The 12158-nt window shown below is 68.4% G+C and carries 13 protein-coding genes; 10 read left to right on the top strand and 3 right to left on the bottom strand.

From position 1 onward, the window contains the following. Positions 1 to 3: 3 nt before the first annotated feature. The 3 genes from AC0IYU_RS24635 to AC0IYU_RS24625 all read left to right on the top strand — a co-directional run bounded on the left by AC0IYU_RS24635 (position 4) and on the right by AC0IYU_RS24625 (position 5366). Positions 4 to 3168, top strand: coding sequence for an efflux RND transporter permease subunit (locus tag AC0IYU_RS24635; protein WP_472122175.1), 3165 nt, complete (start codon positions 4 to 6; stop codon positions 3166 to 3168). Continuing rightward, the gene (locus tag AC0IYU_RS24630; protein WP_472122173.1) at positions 3161 to 4591 is read left to right on the top strand and encodes an efflux transporter outer membrane subunit; all 1431 of its coding nucleotides are present in this window, start codon (positions 3161 to 3163) and stop codon (positions 4589 to 4591) included. Before AC0IYU_RS24635 ends, AC0IYU_RS24630 begins: the two co-directional genes overlap by 8 nt. Positions 4592 to 4706: 115 nt before the next feature. Further along, complete coding sequence (locus AC0IYU_RS24625) at positions 4707 to 5366, top strand: c-type cytochrome (protein WP_472122170.1); 660 nt, start codon at positions 4707 to 4709, stop codon at positions 5364 to 5366. Between the two features lie 76 nt (positions 5367 to 5442). Here AC0IYU_RS24625 and AC0IYU_RS24620 read toward each other — a convergent pair whose 3' ends face one another. Genes AC0IYU_RS24620 through AC0IYU_RS24610 form a run of 3 tightly spaced genes read right to left on the bottom strand, consistent with a single transcriptional unit; the run spans position 5443 to position 7563 of the window. Beyond that, the gene (locus AC0IYU_RS24620; protein WP_472122167.1) at positions 5443 to 6009 is read right to left on the bottom strand and encodes a DUF2946 family protein; all 567 of its coding nucleotides are present in this window, start codon (positions 6007 to 6009) and stop codon (positions 5443 to 5445) included. Positions 6010 to 6013: 4 nt separating this feature from the next. After that, the gene (locus tag AC0IYU_RS24615) at positions 6014 to 7066 is read right to left on the bottom strand and encodes a YheT family hydrolase (protein ID WP_472122165.1); all 1053 of its coding nucleotides are present in this window, start codon (positions 7064 to 7066) and stop codon (positions 6014 to 6016) included. Between the two features lie 44 nt (positions 7067 to 7110). Continuing rightward, a complete protein-coding gene (locus AC0IYU_RS24610) occupies positions 7111 to 7563 on the bottom strand; it encodes a YybH family protein (protein ID WP_435441105.1) in 453 nt (150 codons plus the stop codon). A 23-nt stretch (positions 7564 to 7586) separates the two neighbouring features. Here AC0IYU_RS24610 and AC0IYU_RS24605 point away from each other — a divergent pair, with 23 nt between their 5' ends. Genes AC0IYU_RS24605 through rutF form a run of 7 tightly spaced genes read left to right on the top strand, consistent with a single transcriptional unit; the run spans position 7587 to position 12135 of the window. Then, on the top strand, positions 7587 to 7784 hold the full coding sequence (locus AC0IYU_RS24605) for a hypothetical protein (RefSeq protein WP_472122163.1): 198 nt from the start codon (positions 7587 to 7589) through the stop codon (positions 7782 to 7784). Continuing rightward, positions 7781 to 8893 carry a pyrimidine utilization protein A gene (gene rutA / locus AC0IYU_RS24600; RefSeq protein ID WP_435441106.1) on the top strand — a complete coding sequence of 371 codons (1113 nt, stop codon included), beginning with the start codon at positions 7781 to 7783 and terminating at the stop codon, positions 8891 to 8893. Before AC0IYU_RS24605 ends, rutA begins: the two co-directional genes overlap by 4 nt. A 13-nt stretch (positions 8894 to 8906) precedes the next feature. Continuing rightward, the gene (gene rutB / locus AC0IYU_RS24595) at positions 8907 to 9707 is read left to right on the top strand and encodes a pyrimidine utilization protein B (protein ID WP_435441107.1); all 801 of its coding nucleotides are present in this window, start codon (positions 8907 to 8909) and stop codon (positions 9705 to 9707) included. A 23-nt stretch (positions 9708 to 9730) separates the two neighbouring features. Continuing rightward, positions 9731 to 10123 (top strand): pyrimidine utilization protein C, encoded by a 393-nt coding sequence (gene rutC / locus AC0IYU_RS24590; protein ID WP_472122160.1) that lies wholly within the window; start codon positions 9731 to 9733, stop codon positions 10121 to 10123. 5 nt (positions 10124 to 10128) lie between these two features. Continuing rightward, positions 10129 to 10971: a pyrimidine utilization protein D gene (gene rutD / locus AC0IYU_RS24585; RefSeq protein WP_472122157.1), complete on the top strand. Its 843-nt coding sequence runs from the start codon at positions 10129 to 10131 to the stop codon at positions 10969 to 10971. Continuing rightward, positions 10968 to 11573: a malonic semialdehyde reductase gene (locus AC0IYU_RS24580; protein ID WP_472122154.1), complete on the top strand. Its 606-nt coding sequence runs from the start codon at positions 10968 to 10970 to the stop codon at positions 11571 to 11573. The genes rutD and AC0IYU_RS24580 overlap by 4 nt, the downstream gene beginning before the upstream one ends. A gap of 13 nt (positions 11574 to 11586) precedes the next feature. Continuing rightward, a complete protein-coding gene (rutF, locus tag AC0IYU_RS24575) occupies positions 11587 to 12135 on the top strand; it encodes an NADH-dependent FMN reductase RutF (RefSeq protein ID WP_472122151.1) in 549 nt (182 codons plus the stop codon). The last annotated feature ends 23 nt before the right edge of the window (positions 12136 to 12158 follow it).

Raw genomic sequence — 12158 nt, 5'->3', positions numbered from 1 at the left:
CGCATGGCCAAATTCTTTATCGACCGCCCGATCTTTGCCTGGGTGATCGCACTGTTCGTCCTGGTAATGGGCAGTGTCGCCATCACGCAGCTGCCGATCTCGCAGTACCCGCCGGTGGCGCCTCCGGCCATCGTGATCAACGCCGCCTACCCTGGCGCGTCGGCCCAGACGCTCGAGGACAGCGTGCTGTCCGTGATCGAACGCGAAATGAACGGCTCGCCGGGCCTGATCTACATGGAATCGGTGGCCCAGGCGGACGGCACCGGCACCATCACGATCAGCTTCGAGCAGGGCACCGACCCAGACCTGGCGCAGGTGGACGTGCAGAACCGGCTGTCGCGCGCGACGCCGCGCCTGCCGGCCACGGTGACGCAGCAGGGTGTGCGCGTGGACAAGTCGCGCAACAACTTCCTGCTGTTCACGATCTTGTCGTCCGACAACCCCGCCTACGACCCGGTGGCGCTGGGCGACTACGCCTCGCGCAACATCGTGCCCGAGCTGCAGCGCATTCCCGGCGTGGGCCAGGCGCAGCTGTTCGGCACCGAGAACGCGATGCGCATCTGGATCGATCCGGCCAAGCTGCAGGGCTTCAACCTGTCGCCGCTGGACGTGAACAACGCCATCAAGGCGCAGAACGCGCAAGTGGCCTCCGGCACCATCGGCGACCTGCCGAACGTGCCGGGCCAGGCCATTGCCGCCACCGTGGTGGTGAACGGCCAGCTCGCCAACGTCGACCAGTTCAAGAACATCGTGCTGCGCGCCAACACCGACGGCTCGACCGTGCGGCTGAAGGACGTGGCCCGTGTCGAACTGGGCGGCCAGGCCTATGCCACGTCGGCGCGCCTGAACGGCCAGCCGGCCGTGGGCGTGGGCGTGCAACAGACGCCTTCGGGCAACGCGCTGCAGACGGCCAAGGCCGTGCGCGCCAAGATGGACGAGCTGTCCAAGTACTTCCCGCAGGGCGTGAAGTGGGCCATTCCTTACGACAGCTCGCGCTTCGTGAGCATCTCGATCACCGAAGTGGTCAAGACGCTGCTGGAAGCCGTGGCGCTGGTGTTCGTGGTGATGTTCATCTTCCTGCAGAACTGGCGCTACACGATCATCCCGACGATCGTGGTGCCGGTCGCGCTGCTGGGCACCTTCGCCACGCTGCTCGCACTGGGCTTCTCGATCAACGTGCTGACCATGTTCGGCATGGTGCTGGTGATCGGTATCGTGGTGGACGACGCCATCGTGGTGGTGGAAAACGTCGAGCGCATCATGAGCGAAGAGGGGCTCTCGCCGCTCGAAGCCACGCGCAAGGCCATGAAGCAGATTTCGGGCGCCATCATCGGCGTGACCGTGGTGCTGATCTCGGTGTTCGTGCCGCTGGCGTTCTTCGCCGGCTCGACCGGCAACATCTACCGCCAGTTCTCGGCGGTGATGGTGGCGTCGATCGCGTTCTCGGCCTTCATGGCGCTGTCGCTCACGCCCGCGCTGTGCGCCACGCTGCTCAAGCCGGTGGAAGCCGGCCACCACCACGAGAAGCGCGGCTTCTTCGGCTGGTTCAACCGGGTGTTCACGCGCACGGCCAAGGGCTATGAAAGCATCGTCTCCCGCCTGCTGCGCCGCGCGGCGCGCTACCTCATCATCTACGCCGTGATCATCGGCGCGGTGGTGGTGGCGTACCTGCGCCTGCCGAGCTCGTTCCTGCCCCAGGAAGACCAGGGCAACATCATCGTGAACGTGCAGCTGCCGCCAGGCGCCACGCAGGAGCGTGCGCTGTCGGTCATGCAGCAGGTGGAAGGCTTCATCCTGAAGCAGCCCGAAGTGCAGAGCATGGTGGGCGTGATGGGCTTCAGCTTCTCGGGCCAGGGCCAGAACGCCGGCCTCGCCTTCGTGACGCTGAAGGACTGGGACGAACGCAAGGACGCGGCCAACTCCGCCAGCGCGCTGGCCGGACGTGCCTTCGGTGCGCTCTCGGGCATCCGCGACGCCTTCATCTACCCGCTGAGCCCGCCGCCCATTCCCGAACTGGGCAACGCCACCGGCTTCAGCTTCCGGCTGCAGGACCGCGCAGGCGCGGGCCACGAGGCGCTCGTGAACGCGCGCAACCAGCTGCTGGGCATGGCCGGGCAGAGCAAGATCCTGGCGCAGGTTCGCCCCGACGGCCTGGAAGACGCACCGCAGCTGCAGATCGACATCGACCGCGAAAAGGCGAGCGCACTGGGCGTGACCTTCGACGCGATCAACGCGACGCTGTCGACCTCGCTGGGCTCGAGCTACGTGAACGACTTTCCGAACCGCGGCCGCCTCCAGCGCGTGGTGGTGCAGGCCGACGCGCCGGCCCGCATGCAGCCCGACGACCTGCTGAAGCTGACGGCGCCCAACACCCAGGGCCTGCCGGTGCCGCTCTCTGCCTTCGCGACCACGAAGTGGGTCAAGGGCGCCACGCAGACGGTGCGCTACAACGGCTACCCGGCCATCCGCATCAGCGGCGACGCCGCACCCGGCTTCAGCACGGGCGCCGCGATGGCCGAGATGGAAAAGCTCGCCACGCAGTTGCCTGCGGGCTTCGGCTTCGAATGGACCGGCCAGTCGCGTGAAGAAAAGCTCGCGGGCTCGCAGTCGATCATTCTTTACGGCTTCGCGATCCTGGCGGTGTTCCTCTGCCTGGCCGCGCTGTACGAAAGCTGGACCATTCCTCTGGCGGTGATCATGGTGGTGCCGCTGGGCGTGATCGGGGTGCTGCTGGCGACCATGCTGCGCTCGTACTCGAACGACGTGTACTTCCAGGTGGGCCTGATCACCATCATCGGCCTGTCCGCGAAGAACGCGATTCTGATCATCGAGTTCGCGAAAGACCTGCAGGCGCAGGGCAAGGGCGTGATCGAGTCGGCGCTCACCGCGGCCCACCTGCGGTTCCGCCCGATCGTGATGACCTCGCTGGCCTTCGGCCTGGGCGTGCTGCCGCTGTTCCTCGCCTCCGGCGCGGGTTCGGCCAGCCAGCGCGCCATCGGCACCGGCGTGATCGGCGGGATGATCACCGGTACGGCGCTGGCCGTGTTCTTCGTACCCATCTTCTTCGTGGTGGTGCGCACCCTGTTCAAGGGCAGCGCGCGCCAGCGCGAGGCCGACAAGCGGCACGCCGAAGCCGCCGGCATCGTGGAGGAACCGAAACATGAATAAGACACTGATTCCCACCGCCCTGGCAGCGGCCCTGCTGCTGGCCGGCTGCTCGCTGATTCCGACCTACGAGCGTCCCGCCGCGCCGGTGCCGACCACCTACCCGGGCGACCCGACGCAACCGGCCGGCCAGGCCGCGGCCAACCTGCCGTGGCAGGACTTCTTCACCGACCCGCGGCTGGCGGGCCTGATCCAGACCTCGCTGGCCAACAACCGCGACCTGCGCGTGTCGGTGCTCAACATCGAGCAGGCGCGCGCGCAGTTCCAGGTCGAGCGCTCGGCGCTGTTCCCGGCTTTGGGCCTCACGGGCTCGGGCTCGCGCTCGAGCCCCAATACGTTCCAGGCCTTCGACTCCAGCGTGGGCAGCGTGTCCTCGCAGTACAGCGTCAACTTCGGCTTCACCGCCTGGGAGCTGGACTTCTTCGGCCGCATCCGCGCGCTGAAGGACCAGGCCCTGGCGCAGTACCTGGCCACCGACGAGACGCGCAAGGCGGTGCAGATCAGCCTGATTGCCTCGGTCGCCAACGGCTGGCTCACGCTGCTGGCCGACGACGAGCTGCTCGAAATCACCCGCCAGACGCTGACCACGCGCGAAGAGTCGGTGCGCCTGACCAAGCTGCGCTTCGACAACGGCGTGTCGTCCGAGCTCGACTTCCAGGCCGCGAACTCGCTGCTGGAAACCGCGCGCGCCTCCTATGCGCAGCAGCAGCGCACGCGCATGCAGGACGAGAACGCCCTGGCCCTGCTGTTGGGCGCGCCGGTGCCGGCCGAAGCCACCGCGGGCAGCACCAGCCCCACCAAGGGCCTGGAGGGCATCAACCCGATGCCCGACGTGCCCGCCGGCCTGCCGTCGGACCTGCTGGCCGAGCGCCCCGACATCCGCTCTGCCGAGCAGCAGCTGATTGCGGCCAACGCCAACATCGGCGCGGCGCGCGCCAACTTCTTCCCGCGCGTGTCGCTCACCAGCGGCATCGGCACCGCGAGCACCGAGTTCTCGGGCCTGTTCGACCGCGGCTCCAAGGCCTGGTCGTTTGCGCCCACGGTGACGCTGCCGATCTTCGATGCGGGCCGCAACATGGCCACGCTCGACTCGGCCAAGGCCGGGCGCGAGATCGCGGTGGCGCAGTACGAGAAGTCGGTCCAGACGGCGTTCCGCGAAGTGGCCGATGCGCTCGCGGGCCGCGCCACGCTGGGCGAGCAGGTGCGCGCGCAACGTGCGCAGGCCGATGCCGAAGGCGTGCGCTTCAAGCTGTCCGACCTGCGCTACCGCAACGGCATTGCCAGCGCGCTCGACCTGCTGGACGCGCAGCGCTCGCTGTTCACGGCCCAGCAATCGGCCGTGACCACGCGCCTGCTGCAGTTGCAGAACCAGGTCACGCTGTACAAGACGCTGGGCGGCGGCTGGGCCACACGCGACAAGGGCTGAGCCATCGGGTCGCCGCCTAAGGGTAGGTCCCTTGCCCCTTCGGGCAAGGGGTCTCTCTATAATCGCCGGTTGGTTAGAAGAAGCCCCCCGACGAGCCCCCGTTATTGAGGACGCCATGAGCGCAGACCCGCATTACCAGGCCACAGAAGAAGCCCACACCGGGCCGATCAAGAACCCGAAGCAACTGCTGCTGGCGGTATTTTTCTCCTTCGTTGCCCCGATCCTGATCATCGTGGGTCTTGTCGCCTACGTGGTCTCGGGCAACAAGCCCGCCGGCACCGCCGAGGGCGACAACATGGCGCTCTACGGCGTGACCAAGGAGGCACGCGACCGCGAAGTGGCCGAGCGCCTGAAGCGGGTCGGCGCCATCGAGGTCCGCGACGCCAACCGCCCCCTGGCCACCGGCGAGGCCGTGTTCAAGGCCCAGTGCGCCACCTGCCACGGCGCCCCCGGCATTCCCGGCGCCCCGCACTTCCAGGACGCAGCCGCCTGGGGCCCGCGCATCGGCCAGGGCTATGCCACCCTCCTCGAACATGCCCTGAAGGGCAAGGGCGCCATGCCTGCCCAGGGCGGCGGCGACTTCGAAGACCTCGAAGTGGGGCGCGCCGTGGTCTACATGGCCAATGCCGGTGGCGCCAAGTTCCCGGTGCCGGACCGTCCGGCGGCGGCGGCGCCTGCCGAAGGCGCTTCGGGAGCGGCACCCGCTGCGTCGGCAGCCACGCCTGCGGCGGCTGCTGCTCCTGCGGCGTCCGCTGCCAGCGCGCCCGCCAACTGAGCGTTCCCCCGATCCCATTGAAAAAGCCGGCCCAGCGCCGGCTTTTTCAATGGGCGGCGCGCGGGCCTCGCCAGGGCTAAGACCCGGAAGGCGAAGGCGCAGACGCTTCTTCGGCGTGGCGCTGCGCCGGGCTCAGCACATGCCCGAAGCGGCCTGGCAACTCGCTGGCCTGCACCGCCTCCGGCTGCCACAGGCCGCGTTCGACGGCCTCGGCCGCAATGCCCACGTCCTGCGTGTGCACCAGGCCCAGCCCGATCGGCGAGGCCAGGTAGAGCCTGCCCTCCTCGTCGAGCAGGCAGCCCGACACCTCGACCGCCTTGCCGGTGTGGGAGGTGACGCTGAAGCCATCGCCCTCCTCGGCCACGCGCCACACCCAGGGCGCGGCCTCCAGCTCCATGTACACGCGCTGCGGCCCGTTCTGGAAGAACCATTGCCCTTCGTCGTCGTGCTCGTAGTTGCGGTGAATGAAGTCGATCAGCTTGTCGTGCCGCAGCATCGAGCCCTTGGCCGTGCGAAACGGGCCTTCGGCCTGGGTGCGGTCGTCGCGCATGTACCAGTTGCCGCGCGCGTCCAGGCCGAGCCAGCCGTAGCAGTGCGGCACGTTGGGCCACTTGGCAATTGCTTGTTTGACGATGTCGTCCATGGCGTCATTCTCTTCCCGTGCGCAAGCCCGCACCGTCAGTCAATGTGCCGCGTGTGCCACGTGTGCCGCCATGCAGCTGCAGCCAGCTGCCCACGCGCTGGGGCATGCCCTGCACATGCCCCGGCGGCAATCCCATCGGAAAGCCCACATGGCCGCCGTGCGCGGGCTGCCACAACGTGACGTGCGGGCCCACCTGGCCGGGCCGGGGCAGGCTCGCGGCGGGAATGAACGGGTCGTTGCGGGCGTTCACCACCAGCGCGGGCACGCGGATCGACGCCAGGTGCGGCTTGGCCGAGCCGCGCGACCAGTAGTCGGCGACGTCGCGAAAGCCGTGCAGCGGCGCGGTGAACACGTTGTCGAAGTCGTGGAGGTTGCGCGCCGACATCAGCCGCTCGCGGTCGAACAGGCCCGGAAACTGCGCCAGCTTGGCCAGCGCCTTGGGCTTCATGGTGTTGAGGAACATGCGGGTGTAGACCAGCTTGTTGAAGCCGCGGCCGATGGCCTCGCCGCCCGCCGCAAGATCGAGCGGCGCACACACGGAGGCCACGGCGCCCACCACGCCCGAAGCCGTTTCTCCGGCTTCCGAAGCCCATCGCATGAGCGCATTGCCGCCCAGCGACACGCCTGCGGCCAGCACCGGACCGCCACCCTTGGCGACGTGCTGCTCGCGCATGCGCGCCAGGATCCAGCCGATTTCCTCGAAGTCGCCCGAGTGGTAGGCGCGCGGCGCCAGGTTCAGCTCGCCGCTGCAGCCGCGGAAATGCGGCACGGCGAAGGCCATGCCCTGCGCCGCGGCGAAGGTGGCGAAGGCCTCGGCGTAGTGGCTGCGCGACGAGCCCTCGAGGCCGTGGAACAGCACCAGCAGCGGTGCGGGTCCTTCAGCCAAATACGCCGCAGGTGCGTCCACGAAGTCGACATCGATGAAGTCGCCGTCCGGCGTGGGCCAGCGCTCGCGCCGGTAGACCGGCGCCGGCCCGTCGAAGCGCCGCGCATACAGCGCGGCCCAGATGGTCTGCAGGTTGCCGCCGGGCAGCCAGCGCGGCGCCAGGTAGTCCATCGTCGAACCGGAAGAAGGGGAAGAGGGGGAAACGAAGGACGGCATCAATGCAGGGTCTGGGGCGGGTCGTTCACGTCGTCGGGCTCGCGCGCGCTGCCGGGGCTCGCATGGTGCGCCACCAGGCGCCAGCCCTGCGCGGTCTTGTGATAGACGTTGGTGGCCAGCACGAAGGCATGGCGCGGGCCCTCGGCGGTGAGCACCTCGATGCGCTCCAGCACGTTGTGCACCGCGCTGGCGAGCGACTCGATCTTGCGCACCCGCGCCGGCGTGGCGTGGATGGCACCGTTGCCGAACATCTGCTCGAAGGCCGCGCGAATGGCCACGGCGCCCACCAGCCGCGGGCCGCCGGGGTGCACGCAGAACACCTCGTCCTCGTCGGCCCAGCAGGCCATCAGCGCATCGATGTCGCCGCGTTGCAGCGCTTCATAAAAAGCCGTCTCGACGTCGTCGGCAGTGCCGCCGAGGGCCGCGGCGGCGCGGAGTGGGGTCTTGGGCATGGCGTGATTCTGCCGCGCCGACCGTGACGGCGGCACTGCACCGCTTTGGTCCGGTGCGCACCGTGCTGCCGCATCGCCGGCCGTTCGCTTGCGCCACTTTGGACCATTTGGTCAAAACATTGGCGCACCATTTCTCCAAGCCATTGATTTCAAACAACTTATTCAACTGGCACGGCGTATGCAAGGCGTTGCGCAATCACGCAACAGGAGCCTTTCCATGAACGTCGGCATCTTCATTCCCATCGGCAACAACGGCTGGCTGTTGTCCGAAAACGCCCCGCAGTACAAGCCCAGCTTCGAGCTCAACAAGCAGATCACGCTGAAGGCCGAGCGCTACGGCGTCGACTTCGCGCTGTCCATGATCAAGCTGCGCGGCTTCGGCGGCAAGACCGAGTTCTGGGACCACAACCTCGAGTCCTTCACGCTCATGGCCGGCCTGGCGGCGGTCACCAGCAAGATCAAGCTCTACGCCACGGCCGCCTCGCTGGTGATGCCGCCGGCCATCGTGGCGCGCATGACGTCGACCATCGACTCCATCTCCAACGGCCGCTTCGGCCTGAACCTGGTCACCGGCTGGCAGCGCCCCGAGTACTCGCAAATGGGCATGTGGCCCGGCGACCAGTTCTTCGGCACGCGCTACGCCTACCTCTCCGAATACATCCAGGTGCTGCGCGACCTGTGGGGCAAGGGCCAGTCCGACTTCAAGGGCGACCATTTCCAGATGGACGACTGCCGCCTGAGCCCGCAGCCGCAGGCCGACATGAAGGTGATCTGCGCCGGCCAGAGCGACGCGGGCATGGAGTTCTCGGCCAAGTACGCCGACTACAACTTCTGCTTCGGCAAGGGCGTGAACACGCCCAAGGCCTTCGCGCCCGCCGCCGAGAAGCTGATCGAGGCCACCGCCAGGACCGGCCGCCATGTCACCACCTACGTGCTGATGATGGTGATCGCCGACGAGACCGACGAGGCCGCGCGCGCCAAGTGGGAGCACTACAAGGCCGGCGCCGACCACGAGGCCATCGCCTGGCTGGGCCAGCAGGGCGCGGCCGACACCAAGTCGGGCGCCGACACCAACGTGCGCCAGATGGCCGACCCGACCTCGGCCGTGAACATCAACATGGGCACGCTGGTGGGCTCGTACGCCAGCGTCGCGCGCATGCTCGACGAAGTGGCCGAGGTGCCGGGCACCGAAGGCGTGCTGCTGACCTTCGACGACTTCGTGCAGGGCGTCGAAGCCTTCGGCGAGCGCATCCAGCCGCTCATGAAGAGCCGCGCGCACGTGCAGAGCCCGGTGCCTTCGCAGGTCGAGCCCGAGCGCCTCGCAGCCTGAAGAGGAGACGCGCATGACCTCGTCCGCACCCAAGAACACCACCCTCACCTCGACCACGCCCGTCGGCGCGCCGCGCCTGCCCGGTGCGCCCGCACCGCTGGTGCTGCCCGCGCGCCCCGAGCCGATGGCGCTGCACGCCACCGACTCGGCACTGATCGTCGTCGACATGCAGAACGCCTACGCCTCCATCGGCGGCTATGTCGACTCGGCCGGCTTCGACATCTCCGGCGCGCAAGGCACCATCGCCAACATCGCGCGCGCCATTTCGGCGGCGCGCGCGGCCGGCATGCTGGTCGTGTTCCTGCAGAACGGCTGGGACGCAGCCTATGTGGAGGCCGGCGGCCCCGGCTCGCCGAACTGGCACAAGTCGAACGCGTTGAAGACCATGCGCGCCAGGCCCGAGCTGCAGGGCAAGTTCCTCGCCAAGGGCGGCTGGGACTACGAACTCATCGAAGAGATGAAGCCGCAACCCGGCGACATCGTGGTGCCCAAGACGCGCTACAGCGGCTTCTTCAACAGCACGCTCGACAGCACGCTGCGCGCGCGCGGCATCCGCCACCTGGTGTTCACCGGCATCGCGACCAACGTGTGCGTGGAGTCCACGCTGCGCGATGCCTTCCACCTCGAGTACTTCGCGGTGATGCTGGAAGACGCCACGCACGAGCTCGGCGGCGCCGCCATCCAGAAGGCCTCGGTCTACAACGTGGAGACCTTCTTCGGATGGGTCTCCACGGTGGACCAGTTCTGCCGCACCTTCGCGCCCGCCCCTGCTGCTGCCGCACCAACCGCCCCGGCCGAAACGGCCATCGCCTGATTTCTTCACGAAGGACTTTTCCCATGCCCAAGCAAGCCATCATCCCGCCCGGCACCGGTGTGCCCCTTGCCCCCTACGTTCCCGGCACGCTCGCCGACGGCGTGCTCTACGTGTCGGGCACGCTGCCCTTCGACAAGGACAACAACGTGGTCCATGTGGGCGACGCGAGCGCGCAGGCGCGGCATGTGCTCACCATCATCCAGGGCGTGGTCGAGGCGGCCGGCGGCACGATGGACGACGTGACCTTCAACCAGATCATGCTCAAGGACTGGGCCGACTACGCCAAGATCAACGCGGTGTATGCCGAGTTCTTTCCCGGTACCAAGCCCGCGCGCTACTGCATCCAGTGCGGCCTGGTGAAGCCCGATGCGCTGGTCGAGATCGCCTCCATCGCGCACGTCGGCAAGAAGGCCTGAAGCACATGACCCGCATGACCGGCATGACTTCGCTGCACTACGAGGTGCATGGGCCGTCGGACGCGGCGGCCACCGTGCTGCTGTCGTCGGGCCTCGGTGGCTCGGCCGGGTTCTGGCAGCCGCAACTGGGCGCGTTGATTGCCGCGGGGCATCGGGTCATTGCGTACGACCAGCGCGGCACCGGCCGCAGCCCCGGCGCCCTGCCCGATGCGTATGCCATCGCGGACATGGCGAACGACGTGCGCGAGATCCTCGACGCCACGAACACCGCGCAATGCCATTTCGCGGGCCATGCGCTGGGCGGCCTCGTCGGCCTGCAGCTCGCGCTCGACACGCCCTCGCGCATCGCCAGCCTGGTGCTCGTCAACGCCTGGTCGAAGCCCAACCCGCACTCGGCGCGTTGCTTCGATGCGCGCCTTGCACTGCTGGGCGCATGCGGTGCGCGTGTGTACGTCGAAGCGCAACCGATCTTCCTGTACCCCGCCGCGTGGTGCGCCGCGCACGCCAAGCGCGTGGCCGACGAAGTCGATCACGCCTTCGCGCATTTCCCCGGCGAGCACACCATGCGCACGCGCATCGCCGCGCTGCGCGCCTTCGACATCGACGCACGCCTGGCCGACATCGCCGCGCCCACGCTGGTGGCGGCCGCCAAGGACGACGTGCTCGTGCCCTGGACCTGCTCGCTGCGCCTGGCCGACGGCCTGCCGAACGCCACGCTCAACCTCATGGCGCACGGCGGCCACGCGCACAGCGTGACCGAGGCCGATGCATTCAACAGCACCCTGCTGGCCTTTCTTTCGCGGGCGAGCACTCCCACCGCACACACAGCACACACCGTTTCCGCATGACCACCTCCGCCACGCTCTCCACACTCGACGACGCCGCGCTGTCGCTGCTGTTCACCGGCGCGCGCAGCCACAACGGCTGGACCGACGAACCCGTCACCGACGCGCAACTGCAGCAGATCTACGCGCTCGCGAGCCTCGGCCCGACCTCGGCCAACTGCTCGCCCGCGCGCTTCGTGTTCGTGCGCACGCCCGAAGGCAAGGCGCGCCTGGCGCCTGCGCTCTCCAAGGGCAACCTCGACAAGACCATGAGCGCGCCCGTCACGGTCATTGCCGCATGGGACCGCAAGTTCTACGACCGGTTGCCCACGCTGTTCCCGCATGCCGACGCGCGCAGCTGGTTCACCGGCAGCCCCGAGGCCGCGCACGAGACTGCCTTTCGCAATGCCAGCCTGCAGGCGGGCTACCTGCTGCTGGCCGCACGCGCGGTGGGCCTGGACGCCGGGCCGATGTCGGGCTTCGATAAGGCGAAGGTCGAGGCGGCCTTCTTCGAAGGCACCGACTGGAGCGTCAACTTCCTCATCAACCTGGGCCACGGCGACGCGTCGAAAGTGTTCGCTCGCCTGCCGCGCCTGCCTTTCGACGCGGCCTGCGTGCTGGCCTGACGGAGTCACTGCAATGTTGAACGCCATGGTCTCCCACGCTGCTCCATCAAACCCCGCCGGCCTGCCGCAGGGCCTGCCCAAGGCCGACTATCGCAATGCGATGGCGCGCCTGGGCGCCGCGGTGAACATCATCACCACCGACGGCCCCGCGGGCCGCGCGGGCTTCACGGCATCGGCCGTGTGCAGCGTGACCGACGAGCCGCCGACGCTGCTGGTGTGCCTGAACCGCTCGGCGTCGGTGTACCCGGCGTTCAAGGCGAACGGCGTGCTGTGCGTGAACGTGCTGGCCGCGGGGCACCAGTCGCTGTCGGCCCTGTTCGGCGGCAAGACGCCGATGGACGAACGCTTCGCGGCGGGCCGATGGAGCCGCAACACCACGGGCTCGCCGATGCTCGACGACGCGGCCGTGTCCTTCGACTGCCGCGTGATGCACGCGACCAGCGCGGGCACGCACGACGTGCTGTTCTGCGAGGCGGTGGCCATCGCCATCGGCGGTGCGGCGCAAGGGCTCATCTACTTCGACCGCCGCTATCACGAGATCGCGGTGCCGCCGCAGCACTGACTTTTCTCTTGGCAAGGAAAACC

Source organism: Variovorax sp. AC103 (assembly GCF_979254005.1).
Note: the sequence above shows the minus strand (reverse complement) of the source record. Positions and strands in the feature narration are given on the sequence as shown.

What these genes read in the sequence shown, in the direction of transcription:
- AC0IYU_RS24620 (WP_472122167.1), bottom strand. Translation starts at nt 6,009, where the DNA reads ATGGACGACATCGTCAAACAAGCAATTGCCAAGTGGCCCAACGTGCCG.
- rutD (WP_472122157.1), top strand. Translation starts at nt 10,129, where the DNA reads ATGACCCGCATGACCGGCATGACTTCGCTGCACTACGAGGTGCATGGG.
- rutC (WP_472122160.1), top strand. Translation starts at nt 9,731, where the DNA reads ATGCCCAAGCAAGCCATCATCCCGCCCGGCACCGGTGTGCCCCTTGCC.
- AC0IYU_RS24635 (WP_472122175.1), top strand. Translation starts at nt 4, where the DNA reads ATGGCCAAATTCTTTATCGACCGCCCGATCTTTGCCTGGGTGATCGCA.
- rutF (WP_472122151.1), top strand. Translation starts at nt 11,587, where the DNA reads ATGTTGAACGCCATGGTCTCCCACGCTGCTCCATCAAACCCCGCCGGC.
- AC0IYU_RS24630 (WP_472122173.1), top strand. Translation starts at nt 3,161, where the DNA reads ATGAATAAGACACTGATTCCCACCGCCCTGGCAGCGGCCCTGCTGCTG.
- rutA (WP_435441106.1), top strand. Translation starts at nt 7,781, where the DNA reads ATGAACGTCGGCATCTTCATTCCCATCGGCAACAACGGCTGGCTGTTG.
- AC0IYU_RS24580 (WP_472122154.1), top strand. Translation starts at nt 10,968, where the DNA reads ATGACCACCTCCGCCACGCTCTCCACACTCGACGACGCCGCGCTGTCG.
- rutB (WP_435441107.1), top strand. Translation starts at nt 8,907, where the DNA reads ATGACCTCGTCCGCACCCAAGAACACCACCCTCACCTCGACCACGCCC.
- AC0IYU_RS24615 (WP_472122165.1), bottom strand. Translation starts at nt 7,066, where the DNA reads ATGGACTACCTGGCGCCGCGCTGGCTGCCCGGCGGCAACCTGCAGACC.
- AC0IYU_RS24610 (WP_435441105.1), bottom strand. Translation starts at nt 7,563, where the DNA reads ATGCCCAAGACCCCACTCCGCGCCGCCGCGGCCCTCGGCGGCACTGCC.
- AC0IYU_RS24625 (WP_472122170.1), top strand. Translation starts at nt 4,707, where the DNA reads ATGAGCGCAGACCCGCATTACCAGGCCACAGAAGAAGCCCACACCGGG.